Origin of the sequence: Pseudomonas donghuensis, from assembly GCF_000259195.1 — a bacterium.
GTDB classification, from domain to species: Bacteria; Pseudomonadota; Gammaproteobacteria; order Pseudomonadales; family Pseudomonadaceae; genus Aquipseudomonas; species Aquipseudomonas donghuensis.
The window spans coordinates 49641-75479 of the sequence record NZ_JH650769.1; the positions used below are offsets into that span (position 1 = coordinate 49641).

Annotated in this window: 26 protein-coding genes and 1 pseudogene; 21 read left to right on the forward strand and 6 right to left on the reverse strand. The window is 65.4% G+C overall.

What is annotated here, in order from left to right; genetic code table 11:
• The first annotated feature begins 2 nt into the window (after window positions 1-2).
• The 16 genes from UW3_RS0117090 (at window position 3) to UW3_RS0117165 (ending at window position 16022) form a co-directional block, all read left to right on the forward strand.
• On the forward strand, window positions 3-566 hold the full coding sequence (locus tag UW3_RS0117090) for an NUDIX hydrolase (protein WP_010223868.1): 564 nt from the start codon (window positions 3-5) through the stop codon (window positions 564-566).
• A 93-nt stretch (window positions 567-659) separates the two neighbouring features.
• A complete protein-coding gene (locus UW3_RS0117095) occupies window positions 660-1331 on the forward strand; it encodes a GntR family transcriptional regulator (protein WP_010223870.1) in 672 nt (223 codons plus the stop codon).
• Between the two features lie 246 nt (window positions 1332-1577).
• The gene (locus UW3_RS0117100; RefSeq protein ID WP_010223871.1) at window positions 1578-2510 is read left to right on the forward strand and encodes a 4-hydroxyproline epimerase; all 933 of its coding nucleotides are present in this window, start codon (window positions 1578-1580) and stop codon (window positions 2508-2510) included.
• Complete coding sequence (locus UW3_RS0117105) at window positions 2507-3622, forward strand: NAD(P)/FAD-dependent oxidoreductase (protein ID WP_010223873.1); 1116 nt, start codon at window positions 2507-2509, stop codon at window positions 3620-3622. The genes UW3_RS0117100 and UW3_RS0117105 overlap by 4 nt, the downstream gene beginning before the upstream one ends.
• Window positions 3615-3851 carry a (2Fe-2S)-binding protein gene (locus tag UW3_RS0117110; RefSeq protein ID WP_010223875.1) on the forward strand — a complete coding sequence of 79 codons (237 nt, stop codon included), beginning with the start codon at window positions 3615-3617 and terminating at the stop codon, window positions 3849-3851. Before UW3_RS0117105 ends, UW3_RS0117110 begins: the two co-directional genes overlap by 8 nt.
• Entirely contained in the window at window positions 3848-5104 is a 1257-nt protein-coding gene (locus UW3_RS0117115; protein ID WP_010223877.1) for an NAD(P)/FAD-dependent oxidoreductase, read from the forward strand. The genes UW3_RS0117110 and UW3_RS0117115 overlap by 4 nt, the downstream gene beginning before the upstream one ends.
• Before the next feature lie 56 nt (window positions 5105-5160).
• On the forward strand, window positions 5161-5910 hold the full coding sequence (locus UW3_RS0117120; protein ID WP_010223878.1) for an AraC family transcriptional regulator: 750 nt from the start codon (window positions 5161-5163) through the stop codon (window positions 5908-5910).
• Window positions 5911-6152: 242 nt separating this feature from the next.
• The gene (locus UW3_RS0117125) at window positions 6153-6971 is read left to right on the forward strand and encodes an ABC transporter substrate-binding protein (RefSeq protein WP_010223880.1); all 819 of its coding nucleotides are present in this window, start codon (window positions 6153-6155) and stop codon (window positions 6969-6971) included.
• A gap of 10 nt (window positions 6972-6981) precedes the next feature.
• On the forward strand, window positions 6982-8763 hold the full coding sequence (gene lhpI / locus UW3_RS0117130) for a cis-3-hydroxy-L-proline dehydratase (protein WP_010223882.1): 1782 nt from the start codon (window positions 6982-6984) through the stop codon (window positions 8761-8763).
• Window positions 8756-9421 carry an amino acid ABC transporter permease gene (locus UW3_RS0117135; protein WP_010223883.1) on the forward strand — a complete coding sequence of 222 codons (666 nt, stop codon included), beginning with the start codon at window positions 8756-8758 and terminating at the stop codon, window positions 9419-9421. The genes lhpI and UW3_RS0117135 overlap by 8 nt, the downstream gene beginning before the upstream one ends.
• 10 nt (window positions 9422-9431) lie before the next feature.
• Complete coding sequence (locus UW3_RS0117140) at window positions 9432-10082, forward strand: amino acid ABC transporter permease (protein WP_010223884.1); 651 nt, start codon at window positions 9432-9434, stop codon at window positions 10080-10082.
• A complete protein-coding gene (locus UW3_RS0117145; protein WP_010223885.1) occupies window positions 10075-10797 on the forward strand; it encodes an amino acid ABC transporter ATP-binding protein in 723 nt (240 codons plus the stop codon). Before UW3_RS0117140 ends, UW3_RS0117145 begins: the two co-directional genes overlap by 8 nt.
• A gap of 96 nt (window positions 10798-10893) precedes the next feature.
• Window positions 10894-11922: a trans-3-hydroxy-L-proline dehydratase gene (locus tag UW3_RS0117150; protein WP_010223886.1), complete on the forward strand. Its 1029-nt coding sequence runs from the start codon at window positions 10894-10896 to the stop codon at window positions 11920-11922.
• Window positions 11923-12046: 124 nt separating this feature from the next.
• On the forward strand, window positions 12047-12964 hold the full coding sequence (locus UW3_RS0117155) for a dihydrodipicolinate synthase family protein (RefSeq protein ID WP_010223887.1): 918 nt from the start codon (window positions 12047-12049) through the stop codon (window positions 12962-12964).
• A 69-nt stretch (window positions 12965-13033) separates the two neighbouring features.
• Window positions 13034-14416, forward strand: coding sequence for a fosfomycin efflux MFS transporter AbaF (gene abaF / locus UW3_RS0117160; RefSeq protein WP_026001381.1), 1383 nt, complete (start codon window positions 13034-13036; stop codon window positions 14414-14416).
• Between the two features lie 25 nt (window positions 14417-14441).
• On the forward strand, window positions 14442-16022 hold the full coding sequence (locus tag UW3_RS0117165) for an aldehyde dehydrogenase (NADP(+)) (RefSeq protein ID WP_010223889.1): 1581 nt from the start codon (window positions 14442-14444) through the stop codon (window positions 16020-16022).
• Between the two features lie 29 nt (window positions 16023-16051).
• On the opposite strand, the gene UW3_RS0117170 is transcribed toward UW3_RS0117165, so the two are convergent.
• A complete protein-coding gene (locus UW3_RS0117170; protein ID WP_010223890.1) occupies window positions 16052-17059 on the reverse strand; it encodes an Ldh family oxidoreductase in 1008 nt (335 codons plus the stop codon).
• Between the two features lie 145 nt (window positions 17060-17204).
• On the reverse strand, window positions 17205-17492 hold the full coding sequence (locus UW3_RS0117175) for a DUF1330 domain-containing protein (RefSeq protein ID WP_010223892.1): 288 nt from the start codon (window positions 17490-17492) through the stop codon (window positions 17205-17207).
• A gap of 74 nt (window positions 17493-17566) precedes the next feature.
• On the opposite strand from UW3_RS0117175, the pseudogene UW3_RS27165 reads away from it, so the two are divergent.
• Window positions 17567-18144: pseudogene (locus UW3_RS27165) on the forward strand (3,4-dihydroxy-2-butanone-4-phosphate synthase).
• Window positions 18145-18281: 137 nt separating this feature from the next.
• On the opposite strand, the gene UW3_RS0117185 reads toward UW3_RS27165, so the two are convergent.
• Window positions 18282-18470, reverse strand: a complete 189-nt coding sequence (locus tag UW3_RS0117185) for a hypothetical protein (RefSeq protein WP_010223898.1) — start codon at window positions 18468-18470, stop codon at window positions 18282-18284.
• Between the two features lie 239 nt (window positions 18471-18709).
• Between UW3_RS0117185 and UW3_RS0117190 the strand changes: the two genes are divergently transcribed.
• The 4 genes from UW3_RS0117190 to UW3_RS0117205 are packed head-to-tail and all read left to right on the forward strand — an operon-like array spanning window position 18710 to window position 22636.
• Window positions 18710-19735 (forward strand): ABC transporter substrate-binding protein, encoded by a 1026-nt coding sequence (locus UW3_RS0117190; RefSeq protein ID WP_010223900.1) that lies wholly within the window; start codon window positions 18710-18712, stop codon window positions 19733-19735.
• Window positions 19732-20652 (forward strand): ABC transporter permease, encoded by a 921-nt coding sequence (locus UW3_RS0117195; RefSeq protein WP_010223902.1) that lies wholly within the window; start codon window positions 19732-19734, stop codon window positions 20650-20652. Before UW3_RS0117190 ends, UW3_RS0117195 begins: the two co-directional genes overlap by 4 nt.
• A 6-nt stretch (window positions 20653-20658) precedes the next feature.
• Window positions 20659-21468, forward strand: a complete 810-nt coding sequence (locus UW3_RS0117200) for an ABC transporter permease (protein WP_010223904.1) — start codon at window positions 20659-20661, stop codon at window positions 21466-21468.
• A 19-nt stretch (window positions 21469-21487) separates the two neighbouring features.
• Window positions 21488-22636 (forward strand): ABC transporter ATP-binding protein, encoded by a 1149-nt coding sequence (locus UW3_RS0117205; RefSeq protein ID WP_010223906.1) that lies wholly within the window; start codon window positions 21488-21490, stop codon window positions 22634-22636.
• A gap of 62 nt (window positions 22637-22698) precedes the next feature.
• On the opposite strand, the gene ahpF is transcribed toward UW3_RS0117205, so the two are convergent.
• From ahpF to UW3_RS29695, 3 genes are all read right to left on the reverse strand, one after another.
• Window positions 22699-24261: an alkyl hydroperoxide reductase subunit F gene (ahpF, locus tag UW3_RS0117210; RefSeq protein ID WP_010223909.1), complete on the reverse strand. Its 1563-nt coding sequence runs from the start codon at window positions 24259-24261 to the stop codon at window positions 22699-22701.
• A 121-nt stretch (window positions 24262-24382) separates the two neighbouring features.
• Window positions 24383-24946, reverse strand: a complete 564-nt coding sequence (gene ahpC / locus UW3_RS0117215) for an alkyl hydroperoxide reductase subunit C (RefSeq protein WP_010223911.1) — start codon at window positions 24944-24946, stop codon at window positions 24383-24385.
• Between the two features lie 239 nt (window positions 24947-25185).
• On the reverse strand, window positions 25186-25839 hold a 654-nt coding region (locus UW3_RS29695; protein WP_010223912.1), incomplete at its 5' end, for an FAD-dependent oxidoreductase.

Consider the following 25839-nt stretch of genomic DNA (forward strand, 5'->3'; position numbering starts at 1 on the left):
CCATGCCCGCCGTCCCGCGTTACTGCCCGCATTGCACTGCCGAGCTGCACCAGGGACGGCCCAGCGGCGATACCCACGAGCGCTTGCTGTGCAGCGCCTGTGGCTATGTTCACTATGTGAACCCGAAGATCATCGCCGGCTGCATCATCGAACAGGACGGCAAGTACCTGCTGTGCCAACGGGCGATCCCGCCGCGCCCGGGCACCTGGACGTTGCCGGCAGGCTTCATGGAAAGCTGTGAGACCACCGAGCAGGCGGCACTGCGCGAGCTCTGGGAAGAAAGCGGCGTACGCGGCGAGATCATCTCGCCCTACTCGATCTTCAGCGTGCCGACCATCAGCGAGGTGTACATCATCTTTCGCGCCATCGCCCTGGAGATCACCGGCCAGTACGGCCCGGAGACCCTCGACTACCGTTTCTTCGCCCCTGAAGACATCCCCTGGGACGAGATCTACTACCCGGCGATCCGGCAGATTCTCGAACGCTACATCGAGGAGCGCCAGGCCGGGGTATACGGGATCTACATGGGCAATGACGACACCGGCAAGGTGCATTTCATTCGTTAAGCCCGCCGCCAGCGCTGTCCGTCGGGCATGAGTGGCGCCGTACCCGGTTAGTTTCGTATACCATATCCAGAAATAACTTCGGACGACGCCACCGTGACCGTACCCCGCCTCAACGCCCCGGACCTGGGCAACACGCCTTCGACCTCGGAAATCATCACCCGTCACCTGCGCGATGCAATCATTGCCGGGCACTTCGCCGAAGACGAACCGATCCGCCAGGACGATATCGCCCGTCAGTTCAACGTCAGCAAGATCCCGGTGCGCGAAGCGCTCAAGCGCCTGGAGGCCGAAGGGCTGGTGATGTTCCAGCGCAATCGCGGGGCGATGGTCACGCGCATGTCCGAGTCGGAGCTGGCGCAGATGTTCGAAGTGCGCATGCTGCTCGAAGACAAGGCCCTGCGCCTGGCCATCCCGAACATGACCGAAGAAACCTTCGCCCGTGCCGAACGCATCTGCCAGGAGTTCGTCGGCGAGAACGACGTCGGTCGCTGGGCCGAGCTTAACTGGGAGCTGCACGCCTGCCTGTACGAGCCGGCGCAGCGCCCCTTCCTGGTCAACATGATCCGCTCGGTGAACGACAAACTGGAGCGTTACCTGCGCATGCAGATGAGCCTGTCGGCTGGCAAGGAACGCGCCGACCACGAACACCGCGACATCCTCGACGCCTGCCGGGCCAAGGATGTCGAACTCGCCGTCAGGTTGCTCGACGAACACATCGCCGGCGTCTGCAAGACCCTCTTCGAGCACCTGCCGCCCACCAAATAATGGCAACCTGGTGGACCTGTGGGAGCGGGCTTGCCCCGCGATCGAGCGCGAAGCGGTCGCAATCCAGGGGCCACCTGATGTGCTGGCTGTACTGGCCTCATCGCGGGGCAAGCCCGCTCCTACAGGTCCCACCAGGGTTCCGGCGCTGTGCCGATTTCGTCATCGGCGTGGCGTAAAGGCATCAAGCCTGCGCACTGGGGGACAGGCCACTCTGTCGTTCACTTCCCTGAACGGACGCGGCCTTCGATGAAACGCATTACCGTGATCGACTCCCATACCGGCGGCGAACCGACCCGCCTGGTCACCGACGGATTCCCCGACCTTGGCAACGCCAGCATGGCCCAGCGCCGCCAGCGCCTTGCCCAGGAACACGATCAATGGCGCACTGCCTGCATGCTGGAGCCGCGCGGCAGTGATGTACTGGTCGGCGCGCTGCTGTGCGAACCGGTGGACCCGAGCGCCTGCGCCGGGGTGATCTTCTTCAATAACAGCGGTTACCTGGGCATGTGCGGCCACGGCACCATCGGCCTGGTGGTATCGCTGGCGCACCTTGGCCGGATCGGGCCGGGCGTGCACCGCATCGAAACCCCGGTCGGCACCGTTCAGGCGACGCTGCACGAGGACCTCTCGGTCAGCGTGCGCAACGTGCCGGCCTACCGTTACCGCAAGGACCTGGTGCTGGAGGTGCCGGGCCTCGGCCGGGTGGTTGGCGATGTGGCCTGGGGCGGCAACTGGTTCTTCCTGATCGCCGACCACGGCCAGAAGGTCGCTGGCGACAACATCGAAGCACTGACGGCCTACACCTACGCCGTGCAACAGGCGCTGGAGCATCAGGGCATCCGCGGCGAGGACGGTGGCCTGATCGACCATATCGAACTGTTCGCCGACGACCCCGACGCCGACAGCCGCAACTTCGTGCTCTGCCCCGGCAAGGCCTACGACCGCTCGCCCTGCGGCACCGGCACCAGCGCCAAGCTCGCCTGCCTTGCCGCCGACGGCAAGCTGCAGCCAGGTCAGACCTGGCACCAGGCCAGCGTGATCGGCAGCACCTTCGAGGGCTCGTTCGAGGCCGACGGCGAGCGCATCATCCCGACCATTCGCGGCCGCGCGTACATCAGCGCCGAAGCCACGCTCATCCTCGAGGAAGACGACCCGTTCGCCTGGGGCATTCGCCCGTGAGCGGCGCTGCCGTGGCCGATGTAATCGTGATCGGCGCCGGGATCATCGGCGCGGCCTGCGCGCAGTCGCTGGCCGCGCGTGGCTTGCGCGTGCTGGTGCTGGACGCCGGGCTGCATGGCGCCACGGCAGCCGGCATGGGCCACCTGCTGGTGCTCGACGACAACCCCGCAGAGCTGGCACTCAGCCAACATTCGCTGCAACGCTGGCGCGAACTGGCCCCGCAGCTACCCGCAGACTGCGCCTACCGCAGCAACGGCACCCTGTGGCTGGCGGCTAACGCCGAAGAGATGGCCGTGGCCGAGCATAAATTCAACGTCCTGCAAGCACAGGGGGTGACCTGCGAGCTGGTCGCCGGGCACGCCCTGCGCCAACGCGAACCAGCGCTGCGCGAGGGGCTCGAAGGGGGTCTGCTGATCAACGGCGACGGCATCCTCTACGCGCCGGCCACCGCCCGCTGGATGCTGCAATCGCCGCGTATCGAACAGCGCCGGGCGCGGGTCACTGCGCTACAAGGCAACCGCGTGCGCTTGGATAACGGCCAGTGGCTGAGCGCCGAGGCCGTGGTGCTGGCCAACGGCATCCAGGCCGTTGACCTATGCCCGGAACTGCCGATCGAACCGAAGAAAGGCCACCTGCTGATCACCGACCGCTACCCCGGCACCGTCACCCACACCCTGGTGGAACTGGGCTACGTAACCAGCGCCCACACTGCCAGCGGCCCGTCCACCGCGTGCAATATCCAGCCGCGCCCGACCGGCCAGCTATTCATCGGCGCTTCGCGCCAGTTCGGCACCACCGACCCGGCCGTGGAAGGCTGGATGCTCGCGCGCATGCTCAAGCGCGCCACTGAATACATGCCAGGCCTGGCACACTTGAACGGCATCCGCGCCTGGACCGGCTTTCGCGCCGCCAGCCCCGACGGCCTGCCGCTGGTGGGCCGCCATCCGCACCAGGACGGCCTGTGGCTGGCGGTCGGCCACGAAGGGCTGGGGGTCACCACTGCCCCGGCGACCGCCGACCTGCTGAGCGCGCAACTGTTCGACGAAACGCCGCCACTGGCGGCCAGGCCCTACCTGCCAGATCGCTTCCTGGGAGCACTCACCCATGCCTGACCTGACTCTCGATGGCCGCCCTCTGCGCGTGGCCGACGGCACCAGCGTGGCCGCCGCCCTGGCCCTGGGCGGCGATGGCTGCTCGCGCACCTCGGTCAGCGGCCAGCGCCGCGCACCGCTGTGCGGCATGGGCATTTGCCAGGAATGCCGGGTGCGCATCGACGGCCGCCAGCGCCTGGCCTGCCAGACCCTGTGCCGCGACGGCATGCAGGTGGAGACCCGCGCATGAACGAACACACCAACCTGCTGATCATCGGCGCCGGCCCCGCCGGACTGGCCGCGGCACTGGCCGCCGCGCCGCGGGCCACGCGCATCGTGCTGCTCGACGACAACCCGCTGCCGGGCGGGCAGATCTGGCGCGACGGGCCGCAGGCCAAGGTGCCTGCCCAGGCCCGACAACTGCGCGAACAGGTACTCGCCTGTACCAATGTGCAGTACTACAGCGGCACACGGGTGATCGCCCAGCCCGGCCCGGACACCCTGCTGGTGGAAGACCCCGAACGTGGCTGGCAAATCCGCTACGACCGGCTGATCCTCTGTACCGGCGCCCGCGAGCTGCTACTGCCCTTCCCCGGCTGGACGCTCCCTGGCGTGACCGGTGCCGGTGGCTTGCAGGCACTGATCAAGGGCGGGATACCGGTGCACAACCAGCGCATCGTCATCGCCGGCAGCGGCCCCTTGCTGCTGGCCAGCGCCGCCACCGCTAAGGCTAATGGTGCCCGGGTGCTGCGCATCGCCGAACAGGCCTCGGGCGCTGCCGTCGCAGGCTTCGCCGCACAGTTGCCACGCTGGCCGCGCAAGCTGTTGCAATCGATCAGCCTGTTCGACCGCCAGTACCGCACCGCCAGCCATGTACTGGCCGCACTGGGCACCGACCGTCTCGAAGGCGTGCGCCTGAAGCACAAAGGCAAGGTGGTGGAAATGGCGTGCGACCGACTGGCCTGCGGCTTCGGCCTGATCCCCAACATCCAGCTCGCCGAGGCTCTGGGCTGCGCCGTGGAACAGCAGGCCATTGCCGTCGACGCCTGGCAGGCGACCTCGCAACCCGGCATCTATGCCGCGGGCGAATGCACCGGTTTCGGCGGCAGCGAGCGCGCGCTGGTTGAAGGCGCGATTGCCGGCTGTGCCGCCACCGGCAATCGCCAGGCGGCGCAGCAGCTGTGGCGCCGTCGCGCGCGCTGGCACGGTTTTGCCAGCGCGCTGAACAACGCCTTCGCCCTGGACCCTGCACTCAAGTCGCTGGCCACTGCCGACACCCTGGTGTGCCGCTGCGAAGACGTCCCCTATGCCGCCCTCGTCGGGCATCGCGACTGGCGCCAGGCCAAGCTTGCCAGCCGTTGCGGCATGGGCGCCTGCCAGGGCCGGGTGTGCGGTGCGGCCACCGCGCACCTGTTCGGCTGGCAACCCTCGGCGCCACGCCCGCCGTTCAGCCCGGCGCGCATCGACACCCTGCTGTGCCTGGAGGAAACCGGCGACGCTTGAGATAAACGCCGGGGGCGCTCTATGATCCCGACGGTCGCCCCCGGAACGTCAGCGCCATGCACGCCACGCTCAACCACTTCGCGCCCTGCGACCTGCCGACCCTGCTCAGCAGCCTGCAGCCCATCGCGCCGCTGCTCGACACGCTCAACGATGTGGTGTTCTTCATCAAGGACCGCGAGGCGCGCTACGCCTTCGTCAACCAGACCCTGGCCCGGCGCTGCGGGCGCAAGCACCGCGAAGAGTTGCTCGGGCTCACCGCTGAGCACGTATTCCCCGCCCGCTTCGGCCCGCTCTACACCGAGCAGGACCGCCGCGTGCTCAGCAGTGGCCGGGAACTGGCCGACCAGCTCGAACTGCACCTTTACTACGGTAATCAGCCGATCTGGTGCCTGACCCACAAACGTCCGCTCAAGGATGCCGAGGGCACTATTGTCGGGCTCGCCGGTATTTCCCGCGACCTGCAATTGCCCCAGTCGAACCACCCGGCGTTCCACAAGCTTGCCGCCGTCGACGCGCATATCCGCGCCCACTTCACCCGCCCGATCAGCCTCGCCGAACTGACCGCTATCGCCGGGCTGTCGGTGGCGCAACTGGAGCGCCACTGCAAGCGCATCTTCCAGCTCACGCCGCGGCAGATGATCCACAAGGCGCGGCTGGAGGAAGCCTCGCGCCTGCTGCAAGACCTCGACCTGCCGATCACCGACATCGCCCTGCGCTGCGGTTATACCGACCACAGCGCCTTCAGCCGACAGTTTCGTGCCCTCACCGGGCTTTCGCCCAGCCAGTACCGCGACAACCAGCGCTGAGTGTTCCTTTATCGGGCGCTGCGCACAGGCAGTGCTCCGATATGTAACACCTGCGCTGCGCCTATCCGGCTGCGCTAAAACCGCCCGCACCCGCCCTCGTTTGCTTCAGGCGCCCTAGCTCACGGGCCGCAGGATTATTCCTACAGCCACAACAAAACAGGCACGGCCATTGCACTAGAAAATATCGTATACGAAATTACCAATACGATATCTAACAGCACTTACCCGACCACGAGGCACCTATGAAAAACCGCACATTTGCCGTAGCCCTCAGCGCTGTTCTCAGTACCGCCTGCATTGCCAACGCCCAGGCCGACAAGCTCGACGACATCATCGGCTCCGGCAAACTACGTTGCGCCGTGACCCTGGACTTCCCGCCGATGGGCTTTCGCGACGAAGCCAACAAACCTGCCGGCTTCGACGTCGACTACTGCAGCGACCTGGCCAAGGTGCTGGGAGTCGAACCGGAAGTGGTCGAAACGCCCTTCCCCGACCGTATCCCGGCGCTGGTCTCCGGCCGCGCCGACGTGATCGTGGCGTCCACCTCCGACACCCTGGAGCGGGCCAAGACCGTCGGCCTGACCGTGCCCTACTTCGCCTTCCAGATGGTGGTGCTGACCCGCGACAACACCGGCATCAACAGCTTCGATGACCTCAAGGGCAAGGCGCTGGGCAACACCAGCGGCACCTACGAAGCCATCGCCCTGGAAAAAGACGTGAAAAGCTGGGGCAGCGGCACCTTCCGCGCCTACCAGTCGCAGAACGACACCCTGCTGGCCGTCGCCCAGGGGCACATCGATGCCACCGTGGTCACCAACACCGTTGCCGCGGCCACCCTCAAGTCCGGCAAGTACAAGAACCTCAAGGTCGCCGGCAATGCCCCCTACGTGATCGATTACGTGTCGCTGGGCGCCAAGCGCAACGAGTATGGCCTGCTGCGCTACCTGGACCTGTTCGTCAACCAGCAGGTGCGCACCGGGCGCTACAAGGAACTGTTCACCAAGTGGGTGGGCACTGAAATCGCCCCAACCGACCTGACCGTGCCACAGGTCTACTACTGAGGTGGGCAGCATGACCAGCACACCCATTGCCCTGACCGGGCGCAGCCTGGTCGAGGGCGCGGCCCAGGGCCCATTGTTGTTCGCCGATACCGGGTTGAGCTTCTGGGGCGGGGTTGACGCCTGCAGCGGCGAAGTCATCGACCGTCATCATCCACTCAGCGGCCAGCGCATCGCCGGGCGCGTGCTGGCGATTCCCAGCGGGCGCGGCTCGTGCACCGGCAGCAGCGTGATGATGGAGCTGATCAGCAACGGCCACGCACCGGCGGCACTGGTGCTGGCCGAAGCCGACGAGATCCTGACCCTCGGCGTGCTGGTCGCGCAGACCCTGTTCCAGCGCTCCCTGCCGGTGCTGTGCATCGGCAAGGAGGCCTTCGCCGGCTTGCGCAGTGAAGGCTGGGCGCGGGTCGAAGGCGATCGCCTGAGCCTGTATGCCCAGGCGCCAGGCGATCACTGGCAGGCCGCGCCGCCTGCCCAGGACGGCCAGCCTTTCACCACCCGCCTTAGCCTGGAAGCACAGGACCAGGCGCTGCTCGACGGCAGCCACGGCAAGGCTGCGCAGATGGCGATGCAGATCGTGCTGCGCATGGCCGAGCTGCAAGGCGCCGAGCAGTTGCTGGACGTGACCCAAGCCCATATCGACGGCTGCATCTACACCGGCCCCGCCAGCCTCGGTTTTGCCGAGCAACTGCTGCGCTGGGGCGCGAAGGTGCGGGTGCCGACCACGCTCAACGCCATCTCGGTCGACCAGCGCCGCTGGCGCGAGCTGGGCATCGACCCGGCGCTGGGCGAGCCGGCCAGCGCCCTGGGCGATGCCTACATGGCCATGGGCGCGCAGATGAGCTTCACCTGCGCGCCTTACCTGCTGGACAGCGCGCCGACCCAGGGCGAACAGATCGTCTGGGCCGAATCCAATGCAGTGGTCTACGCCAACAGCGTCCTCGGCGCGCGCACCCTCAAGTACCCCGACTACCTCGATATCTGCATCGCCCTGACCGGCCGCGCGCCGCGCATCGGTTGTCACCTGGACAGTCAGCGCAAGGCCCGGCTGATTGTGCAGGTGCCGGCGCTGGAGGCGCTGGACGACAGCTTCTATCCGCTGCTCGGCTATCACATCGGCGCCCTGGCCGGCTCGCGGATTCCCCTGGTGCGCGGGCTGGAGCAGGCGCAGCCGAGCCTGGACGACCTCAAGGCCTTCGGCGCCGCCTTTGCCACCACCTCGGCGGCGCCGCTGTTTCATATCGCCGGGGTCACCCCCGAAGCGCTGGACCCGGCGCAGGTACTCGAACCTGACGCCAGCCTGCCCAGCGAGCGTATTGAACTGAAGGGCCTGCTGCACAGCTGGCGCGCGCTCAACAGCGCCCGCGAGGCGCGGGTGGATGTGGTGTCGCTGGGCAACCCGCATTTCTCCTTCAGCGAATTCGCCGCGCTCGCGCAGCTGTGCCGAGGCCGGCACAAGCACCCGGAGGTGGTCGTGGCCATCACCTGCGGCCGCGCGGTGCTCGAACAGGCCCGCGCCGCCGGGCTGATCGCCGGGCTTGAGCGCTTCGGTGTAACGCTGGTGACCGACACCTGCTGGTGCATGCTCGGTGAACCGGTGATCCCGTCAGCGGCGCGCACGCTGATGACCAACTCCGGCAAATATGCCCACTACGGGCCGGGCCTGGCCGGTCGCCCGGTGCATTTCGCCAGCCTCGCCGAATGCGTCGAGTCGGCCTGCAGCGGCCAGGCCAGCGGCCGCTTGCCGGCCTGGCTGCAACCGGCTGCCTGCAAGGAGGACCCCGCGCATGTTTGACTACACCTTCCAGTGGCGCTCGGCACTGCGCGCATTGCCAGACATGCTGGCCGGCGCCTGGGTCACCTTCGAGACCGCCGCGCTGTCGATGATCTTCGGGGTGCTGATCGCCCTGGCCCTGACCGTGATGCGCGAAGGCAAGCAGCCGCTGCTGCGCGGCTTTGCCAACGGCTGGGTGTCGATCGCGCGCAACACGCCCTCGCTGTTCCAGATCTACATCCTGTACTTCGGCCTCGGCTCCCTGGGCCTGCACGTCAGTTCCTGGATCGCCCTGCTGGCGGGAATCACCTTCAACAACGCGGGGTACCTGGCTGAGAACTTTCGCGGCGGCCTCAAGGCCGTGCCAACCACGCAGGTGCGCGCGGCGCGCTCGCTGGGCATGAGTGCCTTCCAGACCTACCGGATGATCGTCATCCCGCAACTGCTGCGGGTGGTGTTCTACCCCTTGACCAACCAGATGGTCTGGGCGGTGCTGATGACGTCGCTGGGGGTGATCGTCGGTCTGAACAACGACCTGACCGGCGTGACCCAGGACTACAACGTCAAAACCTTCCGCACCTTCGAATACTTCGCCCTGGCGGCGGCGCTGTACTACGTGATTGCCAAGGCGATCGTCGCGCTGGCCCGGCTGATGGCCTGGCGGCTGTTCCGTTACTGAGGAGCTCGGCATGTTTTCCACCGGTTTTACCTGGAACGACTTGGTGTTCCTGCTCGACGGGGCGCGCATCACCTTGCAGCTGACCTTCTGGGCCATTCTCCTGGGCACCTTCGCCGGGCTGCTGTTCGGCCTGGCCCGGGCCCTGTGGCCACGGCTCAGCCTGCCGCTGGCGTGGGTGCTGGATGTGTTTCGCAGCGTGCCGCTGCTGATCCAGTTCGTGTTGTTCAACTCGTTCAAGAGCATCGTCGGGCTCGACATCAGCGCCTTCAGCGTCGGCTGCATCGTGCTCGGCGTCTACACCGCTGCGTACTTCACCGAGATCGTCCGTGGCGGTGTGCTGGCGGTGTCGCTGAGCGTGCGCCGGGCCAGCCGTTCGCTGGGCATGAGCTACCTGCAGGACCTGCGCTGGATCGTCCTGCCGATGGCCACCCGGGTGGCGTTTCCCGGCTGGCTGAACCTGGTCCTGGGGGTGATGAAAGACACGGCGCTGGTGATGTGGATCGGCATCGTCGAACTGCTGCGCGCCTCGCAGACCATCGTTACGCGGATTCAGGAACCCCTGCTGGTGCTGTGCATCGCGGGCCTCATCTACTACGTCATGAGCCTGGTGGTTGCCCGCCTGGGCGCCCGTCTGGAAAGAAGGTGGCAGGAAAATGATTGAGATCGAGAACGTACATAAATCCTTCGGCGACCTCGAAGTGGTCAAGGGCGTGAGCCTGACCGTGGACAAGGGCGAGGTGGTGTCGATCATCGGCGGCTCGGGCTCGGGCAAGTCGACCTTGCTGATGTGCATCAATGGCCTGGAGCCGATCCAGAAAGGCAACATCCGCGTCGACGGCGTCGAGGTCCACCACCGGGCCACGGACCTCAACCGCCTGCGCCAGAAGATCGGCATCGTGTTCCAGCAGTGGAACGCCTTCCCGCACCTGACGGTGCTGGAAAACGTCATGCTCGCGCCGCGCAAGGTGCTCGGCAAGAACAAGGAAGACGCCGAGGCGCTGGCAGTGAAACAACTGACCCACGTGGGCCTGGGCGACAAGCTCAAGACCTTCCCCGGCAAACTGTCCGGCGGGCAGCAACAGCGCATGGCGATTGCCCGGGCGCTGGCGATGTCGCCGGACTACATGCTGTTCGACGAGGCCACCTCGGCGCTCGACCCGCAGCTGGTAGGTGAGGTGCTCGACACCATGCGCATGCTGGCCGAGGACGGCATGACCATGGTCCTGGTGACCCACGAGATACGTTTTGCCCGGGATGTGTCGGACCGGGTGGCGTTCTTCCGCAACGGCCTGGTGCACGAAATCGGCTCGCCGGACCAGGTGATCGGCAACCCGTTGCAGCCGGAGACCGCGGCGTTCTTGAAGTCGGTGAAATAGAAGCATCGCGGGGCAAGCCCGCTCCTACAGGGATCTTTGTAGGAGCGGGCTTGCCCCGCGATGAGGCCTGCCCTAACAACACAAGGAGTCCTGTGAATGCGTTCATCCAAGATCATCCACATCGTCAACTGCCACGCCGAAGGCGAAGTCGGCGACGTCATCGTTGGCGGCGTCGCCCCGCCCCCCGGCGCCACCGTCTGGGAGCAATCGCGCTGGATCGCCGCAGACCAGACCCTGCGCAACTTCGTCCTCAACGAGCCGCGCGGCGGCGTGTTCCGCCACGTCAACCTGCTGGTCCCGCCCAAGGACCCGCGCGCGCAAATGGCCTGGATCATCATGGAGCCGGCCGACACCCCGCCGATGTCCGGTTCCAACTCGCTGTGCGTGTCCACCGTGCTGCTCGACAGCGGCATCCTGCCAATGACCGAGCCCGAAACGCGCCTGGTGCTCGAGGCCCCCGGCGGCCTGATCGAGGCCGTCGCCCAATGCCGCGACGGCAAGGTAGAGCGGGTGGAAGTGAAGAACGTGCCCTCCTTCGCCGACCGCCTCGACGCCTGGATCGAGGTCGAAGGCCACGGTTCGCTGCAGGTCGACACCGCCTATGGCGGCGACAGCTTCGTCATTGCCGATGCCCGGCAACTGGGCTTTGCGATACGCCCCGACGAAGCCAAGGACATCGTCGAGATCGGCCTCAAGATCACCCGCGCCGCCAACGAACAACTGGGTTTCAGCCACCCGCTGAACCCGGACTGGGCGCACATTTCCTTCTGCCAGATCGCCGCGCCCGTCGAGTACCAGGACGGCGTCGCCAGCGGCGCCAACGCCGTGGTCATCCGCCCCGGCAAGATCGACCGCTCGCCCTGCGGCACCGGCTGCTCGGCGCGCATGGCGGTGCTGCAGGCCAAAGGCCTGATGAAGGTCGGCGAGCGTTTCATCGGCCGCTCGATCATCGGTTCGCAGTTCGACTGCCGTATCGAATCACTGACCGAAATCGCCGGTCGCCCGGCCATCTACCCGTGCATTTCCGGCCGTGCCTGGATCACCGGCACCCATCAGTTGCTGCTCGATCCGAGCGATCCCTGGCCACAAGGCTACCGGTTGTCGGACACCTGGCCCGGTGCCTGAAGCCTAACCCCTTGATTTCGAAACACCCTTGAAAACCGATCAGCCACAGCCGTGAAAAAACGCTGGTCCACTCGAATCACTTGAAATATCGTATACGAAATACAATAAACAACCGGAGAACACCATGAGCAAGTACGTAAACTGGAGCGGCGTCTTCCCTGCGGTCACCACTCAATTCAACGACGACTTCTCGATCAACCTGGAAAAGACCCACGAGGTGATTTCCAACGTGATCCGCGACGGCGTCTCGGGCCTGGTGGTCTGTGGTTCGGTGGGTGAGAACACCTCGCTGAGTGCCGAAGAGAAAATCGCCGTCACCGAGGTCGCCGTCGATGCCTCCCGCGGCCGGGTTCCGGTAATCTGCGGCGTGGCCGAGTTCACCAGCGTGCAGGCCGCCAAGGTGGCCAACGCGGTGCGCCAAGTCGGCGTCGACGGCGTGATGCTGATGCCGGCGCTGGTCTATGGCTCCAAGCCTTTCGAAACCGCCGAGCACTACCGTTACGTGGCCAAGCACACCGACGTGCCGCTGATGGTCTACAACAACCCGCCGATCTACAAAAACGACGTCACCCCGGACATCCTGATTTCCCTGGCCGACTGCGACAACGTGGTGTGCTTCAAGGACTCCTCCGGCGACACCCGCCGCTTCATCGACGTGCGCAATGAAGTGGGCGATCGCTTCGTGCTGTTCGCGGGCCTGGACGACGTGGTCCTGGAAAGCATCGCCGTCGGTGCCCAGGGCTGGGTCTCGGGCATGTCCAACGTGTTCCCCAAAGAGGGCGAGACGATCTTCCGCCTGGCCAAGGCCGGGCGCTTCGCCGAGGCCATGCCGATCTATGAGTGGCTGATGCCGATCCTGCACCTGGATGCGCGCGCCGACCTGGTGCAGTGCATCAAGTTGTGCGAAGCCATCGCCGGTCGCGGCAGTGCGCTGACCCGTCCGCCACGTCTGGCCCTGCCGGAAGCGGATCGCGTCTACGTCGAGCAGATCATGGCCAAGGCTCTGGCCAACCGTCCGCAGCTGCCGGACGTCGGCCTCTGAGTGATTGCCGGGCCGGCTCCGTCGTGGAGACCGGCCTGCCTGTTTTGCGCCCATACAGGAAATGCCAGCATGTCCAGTCACCCTTCCAGCGCAACCACCCCTTCGGGATTGAAACGTGTCGTGGCCGCGGCCATGGCCGGTACCGTCGCCGAATGGTATGAATTTTTCCTCTACGGTACCGCCTCGGCACTGGTCTTCGGCCAACTGTTCTTCCGCCAGACCGACAGCCCCGTCGACGGCATCATCGCCGCCTTCGCCCTCTATGCCGTGGGCTTTCTCGCCCGCCCGCTGGGCGGTCTGGTGTTTGGTCACTACGGTGACAAGTTCGGCCGCAAGCGCTTGCTGCAACTGAGCCTGGTGGTGGTCGGCATCACCACCTTCCTGATGGGCTGCCTGCCGGGCTTCGACAGTATCGGTTATGCCGCGCCGGTGTTGCTGGTGCTGCTGCGGCTGATCCAGGGTTTCGCCTTCGGCGGCGAATGGGGGGGCGCCATCCTGCTGGTGTCCGAGCACTGCCCGGACAACCGCCGTGGCTTCTGGGCCAGCTGGCCGCAGGCCGGGGTGCCGGCCGGCAACCTGGTGGCGACCGTCGCCTTGCTGCTGTTGTCGAGCAACCTCTCGGAAGAGCAGTTCCTGGCCTGGGGCTGGCGTGTGGCCTTCTGGTTCTCGGCGGTGGTGGTGCTGATCGGCTACTGGATCCGCACCAGTGTCGACGACGCGCCAATCTTCAAGGAGGCCCAGGCCCGCCAGGCGCAGAAAGCCGAGCAACAACTGGGCGTGGTCGAAGTCTTGCGCCATCACTGGCGCGCGGTGCTGGTGGGGATCGGCGCGCGCTTTGCCGAGAACATTCTCTACTACACCGTGGTGACCTTCTCCATCACCTACCTCAAGCTGGTGGTGCACAAGGACACCTCGCAGATCCTCCTGCTGATGTTCGGCGCGCACCTGCTGCACTTCTTCATGATCCCGCTGATGGGTTACCTGTCCGACCTGGTCGGGCGCAAGCCGGTGTACCTGACCGGCGCGGTGCTCACCGCGTTCTGGGGCTTCGTCGGCTTCCCGCTGATGGACACCGGCAACAACTGGCTGATCATGGCCGCGATCACCCTGGGCCTGGCCATCGAGTCGATGACCTATGCGCCCTACTCCGCGCTGATGGCCGAGCTGTTCCCGACCCATGTGCGCTACACCGCCCTGTCGCTGTGCTACCAGGTGGCACCGATTTTTGCCGGTTCCCTGGCGCCGCTGATCGCCATCAGCCTGCTCAATGAGTTCCACAGCTCGACGCCGATCGCCTGGTACCTGGTCGGCGCTGCGCTGATCTCGATCGTCGCCGTCGGCCTGACCCGCGAGACCCGCGGCACGTCGCTGCACCAGGTAGACGCCGAAGCCGCCGCGCGTATCGCTGCCGGGCAAGCTGCGCCTGTTCGCCAGGGCAGTTCGCTGGCCTGATCCCACCCTTTTTCAGGAGTGTTCCATGCCGGATATCATTGGCCACAATTACATCGGCGGTGCACGCAGCGCCGCTGGCACCCTCACCCTGCAGAGCCACGACGCGGTCAGCGGCGAGGCCTTGCCGTATCAATTCCACCAGGCAACCGCCGAAGAAGTGGATGCCGCCGCCAAGGCGGCGGCGCACGCTTACCCGGTGTTGCGCAGCCTGTCACCAGAGCGGCGAGCGCAGTTTCTTGAGGCCATCGCCGCACAACTGGAAGCCCTGGGGGATGATTTCATCGCGCTGGTGACCCGCGAAACGGCGCTGCCCGCTGCCCGGATCCTCGGTGAGCGCGGGCGCACCAGTGCGCAGATGCGCCTGTTCGCCCAGGTGCTGCGCCGGGGTGATTTTCTCGGCGCGCGGATCGACCGCGCGCAACCGGATCGCCAACCGCTGCCACGCGCCGACCTGCGCCAGTATCGCCTGGGCGTCGGCCCGGTCGCCGTGTTCGGCGCCAGCAACTTTCCGCTGGCCTTTTCCACAGCCGGTGGCGACACGGCCGCCGCGCTGGCCGCCGGCTGCCCGGTGGTGTTCAAAGCCCACAGCGGCCACATGGCCACGGCCGAACGGGTCGCCGACGCGATCATCCGCGCGGCCGAACTCACCGGCATGCCCAAGGGCGTGTTCAACATGATCTACGGCGCCGGCGTCGGCGAAGCACTGGTCAAGCACCCGGCCATCCAGGCCGTGGGCTTTACCGGCTCGCTCAAGGGCGGCCGTGCGCTATGCGACATGGCGGCGGCGCGGGCGCAACCGATCCCGGTATTCGCCGAAATGAGCAGCATCAACCCGGTGCTGGTACTGCCCCAGGCACTGGCCCAGCGTAGCGAGCAGATTGCCCGCGAGCTGGCCGCCTCGGTGGTGCTCGGCTGCGGACAGTTCTGTACCAATCCGGGGCTGGTCATCGGCCTGCGCTCACAGGCATTCAGTGCCTTTACCGAACAACTGACGGCGCAACTGGCCGAGCAACCGGCACAAACCATGCTCAATGCCGGCACCCTCGCCAGTTACCGCAAGGGCGTCGAGGCGCTGCTCGCTCATCCTGGCATCAGCCACTTGGCGGGGCGTGCGCAACAGGGCAACCAGGCGCAGCCGCAGCTGTTCAAGGCGGATGTGAGCCTGTTGCTCGAGGGTGATGCGCTGTTGCAGGAAGAGGTTTTCGGGCCGGCTACCGTGCTGGTCGAGGTGGCCGACAGCGGCCAACTGCAGCAGGCCTTGAACGGCCTGCACGGTCAGCTCACCGCCACCCTGATCGCCGAAGCCGCGGACCTGCAGGCCCACGCCGAGCTGCTGCCGCTGCTGGAACAGAAGGTCGGCCGGGTGCTGTTCAACGGTTACCCGACCGGCGTCGAAGTCTGTGATGCGATGGTGCATGGCGGGCCGTACCCGGCCACCTCGGATGCCCGCGGGACCTCGGTCGGCAGCCTGGCCATCGAGCGCTTCCTGCGCCCGGTGTGTTACCAGAACTGCCCGGATGCGCTGTTACCACCGGCACTGCAGGACGCCAACCCGCTGGGCATCGCTCGCCTGGTTGACGGCCGGAGCAGCAGCGCCGCCTTGTAGGGTCGCCGCACCGCCGCTCCTACAGGGGCTCAGGCCAGCAGCGCCCTGAGATCGTTGTACAGGGCCTGCGGAATCTCCACGCCCTCCACCAGGCTGCGCGCGCGTGCTGCATAACGGCGCGCAGACGGCAGCCGCGCGCCCTGCCCTTCAATGCTCTCGAATACCGCTTCGGCGCGGGCCAGGTGCTGATCGGCGGCATCGCCCAGGAACCTGCGCGGGTCCAGGGCGATCAGCAATTCGCCGTGGTAGGGCGAGGCTTTGCTGCCGTCGGCATGGGCCAAGGATTCGGCACTGGTCAAGTCACCGATCAAGGGACCGGCAATCAGCTCGACCATCGCCGCCAGCGCCGAGCCCTTGTGCCCGCCGAAGGTCAGCATCGCGCCACGGTCCAGGACCACATTGGGGTCGGTGCTGGGCTGGCCGTGCTCGTCGACACCCCAGCCTACGGGAATGGCCTGGCCCGCACGCCGATGCAGTTCGATGTCACCGCGGGCGATGGCGCTGGTGGCGAAGTCGAATACGTAAGGAGGCTTGCCCGCCCGCGGCCAGCCGAAGGCGATGGGATTGGTGCCGAACACCGGCCGATGCCCACCGGCAGGTGCGACCCAGGCATGGCTGGGGGTGAACGCCAGGGCGACCAGGCCGGCCTCGGCCAGTTGCTCGATCTCGACCCACAACGCGGAAAAGTGCACACAGCGGTTAATCGCCAGGGCCGCGATGCCGTTGCTGCGGGCCTTGGCTTGCAACACCGGCAAGCCGGCCTGGAACGCCAGTTGGGAAAACCCGCCGCCGGCGTCCACGCGCACGATCGAGGGCGCCTGGTCAATGACGTCGGGGCGTGCATCGGCGACCACCTTACCGGCCTTGAGCGAACTGACGCAGCCCAGTACCCGGTACAGGCCATGGGATGCGCAGCCATCGCGTTCGCCAGCGACGATGGTGTCGCTCACCGCCTGGGCGTGGTCGGCGCCAAAGCCATTGTGCAAGAGGATTGAATAGGCAAGTGAATGGGCTTCGGACAGGGTCAGTCGGGTCATGGTCATCTCCTTGGGCTGACTGATCAGCCTGCCCTAAGCCCAGGCGCGCCGACTTGATCGCTTTAGCCCCATGCGATGACGAACTCGGCACAGTGGGCGCGGCGGTGCGACGACTCGACTTGCCCCGCGATGCTTTGCCCTGCCCTCACACCCCCTCGACAATAATCACCTCGGCCCTCGCCACCCCCTGCCTGAACGCGCACGCCTGCTGATATTCATCCGACCGATAACACGCCAGCGCCCGCTCATAGGATTCGAACTCGATCACCACGCTGCGCTGCGGCGTCGTCCTGCCCTCCAGCGCCTCGCTGCGCCCACCGCGGGCCAGCAACGTGCCGCCAAACGCGGCAAAGGCCGCCGGCGCCCGCTGGGTGTATTGCTGATATTGCGCGGGGTCGGTCACATCCACATGGGCAATCCAGTAAGCCTTCATCGCACGCTCCCGCTCAAGGTTTATCTGTATTATGGTATACCATGAAATTTACCTCAGATAGCGAGTACGCCGCAATGCCCTTCAACAGCATCGAAGACATCCTCGAGGACTACCGCCAGGGCAAGATGGTCTTGCTGGTGGACGACGAAGACCGCGAGAACGAAGGCGACCTGCTGATCGCCGCTGAACGCTGCGACGCCCAGACCATCAGCTTCATGGCTCGCGAAGCCCGTGGCCTGATCTGTCTGACCCTGACCGACGAGCACTGCCAGCGCCTGGGCCTTGAGCAGATGGTGCCGGCCAATGGCAGCGCCTTCAGCACCGCCTTTACCGTGTCGATCGAGGCGGCGCGTGGGGTCACCACTGGCATCTCTGCCGCCGACCGCGCCTGTACGGTCGCGGCTGCCGTGGCGCCCGGTGCCCGCGCCGAGGACCTGGTGCAGCCGGGGCATATCTTCCCTTTACGCGCCCGCGAAGGCGGCGTGCTGACCCGCGCGGGCAATCGCGCAGCTACTCAGAAGTGGGTACCGGCGCGCAGATTCTCCAGGACCTGGGCGTGGGCAAGCTGCGTCACCTGGGCCCGCCACTGAAATACGCCGGCCTCACCGGCTATGACCTGGAAGTGGTGCAGAGCATCCCGTTCAGCGCATAGCCGCACCAATGCCGATAACACCACCGAACCTGTGGGAGCGGGCTTGCCCGCGATCGAGCGCGAAGCGGTCGTAGTCCAGCCAACACTTGCTGCATTGACTGGGCTGGCCTCATCGCTGGCAAGCCAGCTCCCACGGGCTAGTCCTGCGCCTCGGGGAAATTGCGGCAACTCTTGCGCTCGGCCAGCTCCTTGTCAGTAGGGCGCTGCTCGACGAACACCGTCCGGCCATCCTTGTAGATCTCCAGATAGCCCCATTCCAGGTCCTGTTCATGCTGACCGGGCTTGGGCGGATTGCGCCACCAGGGTTCGCGACTGATCAACTGCATGGCAATGGCTCTCGCTGAAACACATTACTTCACTATAGACGGTAGACCGCGAAGGCTCTGTCTCGGGCATCTGCGCCCGCGAACCGGCGCCGGGTGATAGCCGGTAGCCTGCAGCCTCTTGTCAAAAGTTTGGAATACCATAATATGACATCCCGTAGACCGAAATACCTGTTGATGCTCCCCACTACAAGGCGGGCAACACAAAGCCCGCTCAAAACACAAGAAACGAGGGCGTACCTATGCTGTTCTCCAAACGCGCAAGCGCAGTGCTGGCTGCCAGCCTGCTGACATTGACCTGCCAGGGGGCCCTGGCCGCCAACAGCCTGAACTTCGTCAGCTGGGGCGGTACCACCCAGGATGCGCAGAAGCAGGCGTGGGCCGAGCCCTTCAGTGCCAGCAGCAAAATCCGCGTGGTCCAGGACGGCCCCACCGACTATGGCAAGCTCAAGGCCATGGTCGAAAGCGGCAACGTGCAGTGGGATGTGGTCGATGTCGAAGCGGATTTCGCCCTGCGTGCGGCAAGCGAAGGTCTGCTCGAACCGCTGGACTTCACCACCATCAAGCGTGATCGCCTCGATCCGCGTTTCGTCTCCGATCACGGTGTAGGATCGTTCTTCTTCTCCTTCGTCCTCGGCTACAACGAAGGCAAGCTCGGCGCCAACAAGCCACAAGATTGGACTGCGCTGTTCGACACCAAGACCTACCCCGGCAAACGCGCCCTGTACAAGTGGCCAAGCCCCGGCGTGCTCGAACTGGCCCTGCTGGCCGACGGCGTCACTGCCGACAAGCTCTACCCGCTGGACCTGGACCGCGCCTTCAAGAAGCTCGACACCATCAAGAAAGACATCGTCTGGTGGGGCGGTGGTGCGCAATCGCAGCAACTGCTGGCTTCCGGTGAGGCAAGCCTGGGCCAGTTCTGGAACGGCCGGGTCTACGCCCTGCAGCAAGATGGCGCACCGGTCGGGGTGAGCTGGAAGCAGAACCTGGTCATGGCCGATTTTCTGGTCATCCCCAAGGGCGCGAAAAACAAGGATGCGGCGATGAAATTCCTGGCCAATGCCAGCGGCGCCCAGGGCCAGGCCGACTTTGCCAACCTCACCGCCTATGCCCCGGTCAACCTCGACAGCATCAGCCTGCTCAAGCCCGAGCTCGCGCCCAACCTGCCGACCGCCTACGCTCAGGATCAGGTGACCCTCGATTTCGCTTACTGGGCCAAGAACGGCCCGGCCATCGCCACCCGCTGGAATGAGTGGCTGGTCAAATGAAAGTCGCCATCAATGCCCTGCAAGCCCCGTCCGGCGCTGCGACCGGCGCCAAGGGAGCAGCGATGAAGCACACACCCCCCCTGCGTGAACGCTGGCGCGGCAGGCGTAACCTGCTGCCGGCCCTGCTGTTCCTTGGCCTGTTTTTTTTCGCGCCGCTGATCAGCCTGCTGCTGCGTGGCGTGCTCGAACCCGTCCCGGGCCTGGGCAACTACGAGCAATTGTTCGCCAACTCGGCCTACGCCCGGGTGCTGTTCAACACTTTCTCGGTGGCCGGCCTGGTGACCCTGATCAGCGTGCTGCTGGGCTTCCCCCTGGCCTGGGCGATCACCCTGGTGCCGCGCGGCTGGGGCCGCTGGCTGCTGAACATCGTGCTGCTGTCGATGTGGACCAGCCTGCTGGCCCGCACCTACTCCTGGCTGGTGCTGCTGCAGGCCTCGGGGGTGATCAACAAGGCACTGATGGCCCTCGGCATCATCGATGCGCCGCTGGAGATGGTGCACAACCTCACCGGCGTGGTGATCGGCATGAGCTACATCATGATCCCGTTCATCGTCCTGCCGCTGCAGGCGACCATGCAGGCCATCGATCCGATGGTGCTGCAGGCCGGTTCCATCTGTGGCGCCAGCCCCTGGAGCAACTTCTTCAAGGTGTTCCTGCCGCTGTGCCGTTCCGGGCTGTTTTCCGGGGCCTTGATGGTGTTCGTCATGTCCCTGGGTTATTACGTGACCCCGGCGCTGCTCGGTGGCGCGCAGAACATGATGCTGCCCGAGTTCATCGTCCAGCAGGTGCAGTCGTTCCTCAACTGGGGCCTGGCCAGTGCCGCTGCCGCGTTGCTGATCGCCATCACCCTGGTGCTGTTCTACTTCTACCTGAAGCTGCAACCGGAATCCCCGGTCGGCAACAGTAACGCGAGGTAAGCCAAGATGCTCCTGACGCCCAATGCCATGAGCCGGCGCCTGCGCTTCGGCCTGTACACCACCACCGGGGTGATCGCGCTGTTGTTGCTGCTGCCGATCGTGTTCATCGTCCTGCTGTCGTTCGGCTCGTCGCAGTGGCTGGTGTTCCCGCCACCGGGCTGGACGCTGAAGTGGTACGAGCAGTTCTTCTCCAACGCCGAGTGGATGGAAGCGGCCCTGGCCAGCCTCAAGGTCGCGCTGCTGACCACGGTGTTTGCCGTGGCCCTGGGCCTGCCCAGCGCCTTTGCCCTGGTGCGCGGGCGCTTCCCTGGCCGGGAGATGCTCTACGGCCTGTTCACCCTGCCGATGATCGTACCGCTGGTGATCATCGCCGTGGCGGTGTACGCGCTGTTCCTCAAGCTCGGCTACACCGGCACGCTGTTTGCCTTCGTGGTCAGCCACGTGATCGTCGCCCTGCCCTTTACCATCATCTCGATCATCAACTCGCTGAAGCTGTTCGACCAGTCGATCGAAGACGCCGCGGTGATCTGCGGCGCCTCGCGCCTGCAGGCTATCGTCAAGGTGACCTTCCCGGCGATTCGCCCGGGGATGATCGCCGGCGCGCTGTTCGCCTTCCTGGTGTCGTGGGACGAGGTGGTGCTCAGCGTGATGATGGCCAGCCCCAACCTGCAGACCCTGCCGGTAAAAATGTGGACCACCCTGCGCCAGGACCTGACCCCGGTGATCGCCGTCGCTTCGACGCTGCTGATCGGCCTGTCGGTGCTGGTGATGATGATTGCCGCCGCTCTGCGCCGGCGCAACCCGGTCAGCGCCTGAGCGCCTGGAGAACAACAAGATGAGTGCAGTCCTCAACGACAAGCAACCGGCCAGGACCCTGGTCAGCCTGCGCAACCTGAACAAGCACTACGGCGATTTTGCCGCCGTGGACGACATCAGCCTGGACATCCAGGACGGTGAATTCCTCACCTTCCTCGGCTCCAGCGGCTCAGGCAAGAGCACCACCCTGTCGATGCTCGCCGGCTTCGAGACGCCGAGCAGCGGCGAGATCCTGGTCAATGGCGCCTCCCTGGTCAACGTGCCGCCGCACAAGCGCGATATCGGCATGGTGTTCCAGCGTTACTCGCTGTTCCCGCACCTGTCGGTGCGCGACAACATCGCCTTCCCCCTGGCCATCCGCAAACGCAGCGCCGCCGAACGCGACAAGCAGGTCGATGCCATGCTCAAGCTGGTGCAACTGGACAGCTTCGCCCACCGTCGCCCGGCGCAGTTGTCCGGCGGCCAGCAACAGCGGGTGGCGATTGCCCGGGCGCTGGTCTATGAACCCCGCATCCTGCTGATGGACGAACCGCTGGGGGCGCTGGATAAAAAACTGCGTGAAGACCTGCAAGATGAACTGCGCCAACTGCACCGGCGCCTGGGCATCACCATCGTCTACGTCACCCACGACCAGGAAGAAGCCATGCGCCTGTCCCAGCGCATCGCCATTTTCAGCCACGGCAAGATCGTCGGCCTGGGCAGCGGTTACGACCTCTACCAGAATCCGCCGAATGCCTTTGTCGCCTCGTTTCTGGGCAACTCCAACTTCTTGCGGATCAAGGCCCATGGCAACGGCGCGGCGAGTTTCGAAGGGCAGCCGCTGGCGATGCGTCTTACCCCGGGGCTGGCCGAGGGGCAGGAGGTGCTGTTGATGGTGCGCCCGGAAAAAGCCCTGGCCCTGAGTGTCGAGCAAGTGGCGCGCGAGGCATTGCCGGCGGGCTGGAACGAGGTGACGGCCAAGGTCGGGGAAGTCTTGTTTCTAGGCGAGAGCCAGACCTGCAGCGTGGTGACCGCGGGCGGTACGGCGATGACGGTCAAGGCCTTGTCAGCGGCGGGGATGCCGATGCAGCCGGGCGATACGGTGAAGGTACGCTGGGCGGTGGCGGATGCTTGCGTGTATACCCAGTGGGCGGAAAGTGACCTGAACAAGGCTGCCGGAGCACATTGAAGCCATCGCCGGGCAAGCCCGCTCCTACATGTAGGAGCGGGCTTGCCCCGCGAAGAGGCCGGTCAGGCTGGCGCCGAGGTGCGGATCAGGTGATCAAAGGCCGCCAACGAAGCCTTGGCGCCCTCGCCCACGGCAATCACGATCTGCTTGTACGGCACGGTGGTCACGTCACCGGCCGCGAACACGCCCGGCAGGTTGGTCTGGCCGCGGGCATCGACGATGATCTCGCCGCGCGGGGTCAGTTCGACCGTGCCTTTGAGCCAGTCGGTGTTGGGCAGCAGGCCGATCTGCACGAAGATCCCCTCCAGCGCGAGGTCATGCAGCTCATCGCTGTTGCGGTCCTTGTAGCGCAGGCCGTTGACCTTCTCGCCGTCACCGAGCACTTCGGTGGTCAGCGCACTGGTGATCACCTTCACGTTCGGCAGGCTGTGCAGCTTGCGCTGCAGCACCGCGTCGGCACGCAACTGGCTGTCGAACTCGATCAGGGTCACCTGGGCGACGATACCGGCCAGGTCAATGGCCGCTTCCACACCCGAGTTACCGCCACCGATCACCGCCACCCGCTTGCCCTTGAACAGCGGGCCATCGCAGTGCGGGCAATAGGCAACGCCGCGGCTGCGGTATTGCTGCTCGCCCGGCACGTTCATTTCGCGCCAGCGCGCACCGGTGGCGAGGATCACGGTCTTGGCCTTGAGCGAGGCACCGCTGGCCAGGCGCACTTCGTGCAGGCCGCCGTCGGTGGCCGGGATCAGCGCTTCACCGCGCTGCAGGTTGATGATGTCGACGTCGTACTGCTTGACGTGTTCCTCAAGGGCCATGGCCAGCTTCGGCCCTTCGGTTTCCTGCACCGAGATGAAGTTCTCGATGGCCATGGTGTCGAGCACCTGGCCGCCGAAACGCTCGGCGGCAACGCCAGTGCGGATGCCTTTGCGCGCGGCATAGATCGCCGCTGCGGCGCCGGCCGGGCCACCACCAACGACCAGCACGTCAAAGGCATCCTTGGCGTTGATCTTCTCGGCCTGGCGCTCACCGGCGCTGGTGTCGAGCTTGGCGAGGATCTCTTCCAGGCCCATGCGGCCCTGGCCGAACACTTCGCCGTTGAGGTAGACGCTGGGCACGGCCATGACCTTACGGCTCTCGACTTCGGCCTGGAACAGCGCACCGTCGATGGCGACGTGGCGAATACTGGGGTTGAGCACCGCCATCAGGTTCAGCGCCTGGACCACGTCCGGGCAGTTCTGGCACGACAGCGAGAAGTAGGTTTCAAAGTTGAATTCACCCTTGAGCGCGCTGATCTGCTCGATCACCTCGGCGCTGGCCTTGGACGGATGACCGCCGACCTGCAGCAGGGCGAGCACCAGCGAGGTGAATTCGTGGCCCATGGGGATGCCGGCAAAGCGCAGGCTGATGTCAGCGCCCGGGCGGTTCAGCGAGAACGACGGACGACGGGCGTCGCTGCCATCTTCACGCAGGGTAATCAGGTTCGACAGGCCGGCGATTTCCACCAGCAGGTCGCGCAATTCGCGGGACTTCGCGCCGTCATCGAGGGAAGCGACGATCTCGATCGGCTGAGTGACCCGCTCCAGGTAGGCTTTCAACTGAGTTTTAAGCGTGGCGTCCAACATACGGGCGATTCCTTTTTCAAACGGTAGAAATAACAACGCCCGGGCGAAAGCGCCCGGGCGTTTTGCGGGGCGGTGACAACGTCAGGTGCGGTAGACCACCGCCCTCGGCTGGCTCACGGTCTTAGATCTTGCCGACCAGGTCCAGCGATGGCGCCAGGGTCGCTTCGCCTTCTTTCCACTTGGCCGGGCAGACTTCGCCTGGGTGGGCGGCAACGTACTGGGCAGCTTTGACCTTGCGCAGCAGCTCGCTGGCGTCACGGCCTACACCACCGTCGTTGAGTTCGACGATCTTGATCTGGCCTTCAGGGTTGATCACGAAGGTGCCACGGTCAGCGATGCCGGCTTCTTCGATCAGCACGTCGAAGTTGCGCGAGATGACGTGGGTCGGGTCACCGATCAGCGGGTACTGGATCTTGCCGATGGTGTCCGAGGTGTCGTGCCAGGCTTTGTGGGTGAAGTGGGTGTCGGTGGACACGCCGTAGATTTCCACGCCCAGGTCTTTGAACTGCGCGTAGTTGTCGGCCAGGTCGCCCAGCTCGGTCGGGCAGACGAAGGTGAAGTCGGCCGGGTAGAAGAACACCACGGACCATTTGCCTTTCAGATCGGCATCCGAGACTTCGACGAACTTGCCCTGGTGGTAAGCGGTAGCTTTGAACGGTTTGACCTGGCTGTTGATGATAGGCATGAGTGACGCTCCTTCAGGGGGTTGAAAAAACTGATGGGAGAATCGTAGCCAATGCATTGGATTAATGCTCATTGGCAAAGCTCATGTTGGTGATTGGTTTTGGCTATAAGGCGGGGATATTAATAGAAGGGAATGATACTGAGGCTGCTGTGCAGCCTATCGCTGGCAAGCCAGCTCCCACAAAGCCAGTTGTACCTGTACCTGTGGGAGCCGGCCTTGCCGGCGATAGCGTACGCCGCTTAACGCGAAGGCGTACGCAAGGTGACGAACTCTTCGGCCGCCGTGGGGTGCACGCCAATGGTCTCGTCGAACTGCTGCTTGGTCGCCCCGGCCTTGAGGGCGATGCCCAGGCCCTGGATGATCTCGCCGGCGTCCGGGCCAACCATGTGGCAACCCAGCACACGGTCGGTGTCGGCGTCGACCACCAGCTTCATCAGGGTCTTTTCCTGCACCTCGGTCAGGGTCAGCTTCATCGGCCGGAAGCGGCTCTCGAAGATCTGCACCTGGTAGCCCTGTTCCAGCGCCTGCTCTTCGGTCAGGCCAACGGTGCCGATCGGCGGCTGGCTGAACACTGCGGTGGGGATGTTCTGGTAATCCACCGGGCGGTACTGCTCTGGCTTGAACAGGCGCCGGGCCACGGCCATGCCTTCGGCCAGGGCCACCGGGGTCAGTTGCACCCGGCCGATCACATCGCCAATGGCCAGGATCGACGGCGCGGTGGTCTGGTACAGGTCATCGACACGGATAAACCCACGCGGGTCGAGTTCGACGCCGGTGTTTTCCAGGCCCAGGTTGTCGAGCATCGGCCGCCGGCCGGTGGCGTAGAACACACAGTCGGCCACCAGTTCGCGGCCATCCTTGAGGGTAGCCTTGAGGCTGGCGTCGTCCTGGCG

What these genes read in the sequence shown, in the direction of transcription:
- UW3_RS0117110 (WP_010223875.1), top strand. Translation starts at nt 3,615, where the DNA reads ATGCCTGACCTGACTCTCGATGGCCGCCCTCTGCGCGTGGCCGACGGC.
- UW3_RS0117125 (WP_010223880.1), top strand. Translation starts at nt 6,153, where the DNA reads ATGAAAAACCGCACATTTGCCGTAGCCCTCAGCGCTGTTCTCAGTACC.
- UW3_RS0117175 (WP_010223892.1), bottom strand. Translation starts at nt 17,492, where the DNA reads ATGAAGGCTTACTGGATTGCCCATGTGGATGTGACCGACCCCGCGCAA.
- UW3_RS0117190 (WP_010223900.1), top strand. Translation starts at nt 18,710, where the DNA reads ATGCTGTTCTCCAAACGCGCAAGCGCAGTGCTGGCTGCCAGCCTGCTG.
- UW3_RS0117155 (WP_010223887.1), top strand. Translation starts at nt 12,047, where the DNA reads ATGAGCAAGTACGTAAACTGGAGCGGCGTCTTCCCTGCGGTCACCACT.
- UW3_RS0117120 (WP_010223878.1), top strand. Translation starts at nt 5,161, where the DNA reads ATGCACGCCACGCTCAACCACTTCGCGCCCTGCGACCTGCCGACCCTG.
- UW3_RS0117135 (WP_010223883.1), top strand. Translation starts at nt 8,756, where the DNA reads ATGTTTGACTACACCTTCCAGTGGCGCTCGGCACTGCGCGCATTGCCA.
- UW3_RS0117115 (WP_010223877.1), top strand. Translation starts at nt 3,848, where the DNA reads ATGAACGAACACACCAACCTGCTGATCATCGGCGCCGGCCCCGCCGGA.
- UW3_RS0117195 (WP_010223902.1), top strand. Translation starts at nt 19,732, where the DNA reads ATGAAAGTCGCCATCAATGCCCTGCAAGCCCCGTCCGGCGCTGCGACC.
- UW3_RS0117205 (WP_010223906.1), top strand. Translation starts at nt 21,488, where the DNA reads ATGAGTGCAGTCCTCAACGACAAGCAACCGGCCAGGACCCTGGTCAGC.
- UW3_RS0117200 (WP_010223904.1), top strand. Translation starts at nt 20,659, where the DNA reads ATGCTCCTGACGCCCAATGCCATGAGCCGGCGCCTGCGCTTCGGCCTG.
- UW3_RS0117140 (WP_010223884.1), top strand. Translation starts at nt 9,432, where the DNA reads ATGTTTTCCACCGGTTTTACCTGGAACGACTTGGTGTTCCTGCTCGAC.
- abaF (WP_026001381.1), top strand. Translation starts at nt 13,034, where the DNA reads ATGTCCAGTCACCCTTCCAGCGCAACCACCCCTTCGGGATTGAAACGT.
- UW3_RS0117090 (WP_010223868.1), top strand. Translation starts at nt 3, where the DNA reads ATGCCCGCCGTCCCGCGTTACTGCCCGCATTGCACTGCCGAGCTGCAC.
- UW3_RS0117185 (WP_010223898.1), bottom strand. Translation starts at nt 18,470, where the DNA reads ATGCAGTTGATCAGTCGCGAACCCTGGTGGCGCAATCCGCCCAAGCCC.
- ahpC (WP_010223911.1), bottom strand. Translation starts at nt 24,946, where the DNA reads ATGCCTATCATCAACAGCCAGGTCAAACCGTTCAAAGCTACCGCTTAC.
- lhpI (WP_010223882.1), top strand. Translation starts at nt 6,982, where the DNA reads ATGACCAGCACACCCATTGCCCTGACCGGGCGCAGCCTGGTCGAGGGC.
- UW3_RS0117170 (WP_010223890.1), bottom strand. Translation starts at nt 17,059, where the DNA reads ATGACCCGACTGACCCTGTCCGAAGCCCATTCACTTGCCTATTCAATC.
- UW3_RS0117100 (WP_010223871.1), top strand. Translation starts at nt 1,578, where the DNA reads ATGAAACGCATTACCGTGATCGACTCCCATACCGGCGGCGAACCGACC.
- UW3_RS0117150 (WP_010223886.1), top strand. Translation starts at nt 10,894, where the DNA reads ATGCGTTCATCCAAGATCATCCACATCGTCAACTGCCACGCCGAAGGC.
- UW3_RS0117145 (WP_010223885.1), top strand. Translation starts at nt 10,075, where the DNA reads ATGATTGAGATCGAGAACGTACATAAATCCTTCGGCGACCTCGAAGTG.
- UW3_RS0117165 (WP_010223889.1), top strand. Translation starts at nt 14,442, where the DNA reads ATGCCGGATATCATTGGCCACAATTACATCGGCGGTGCACGCAGCGCC.
- ahpF (WP_010223909.1), bottom strand. Translation starts at nt 24,261, where the DNA reads ATGTTGGACGCCACGCTTAAAACTCAGTTGAAAGCCTACCTGGAGCGG.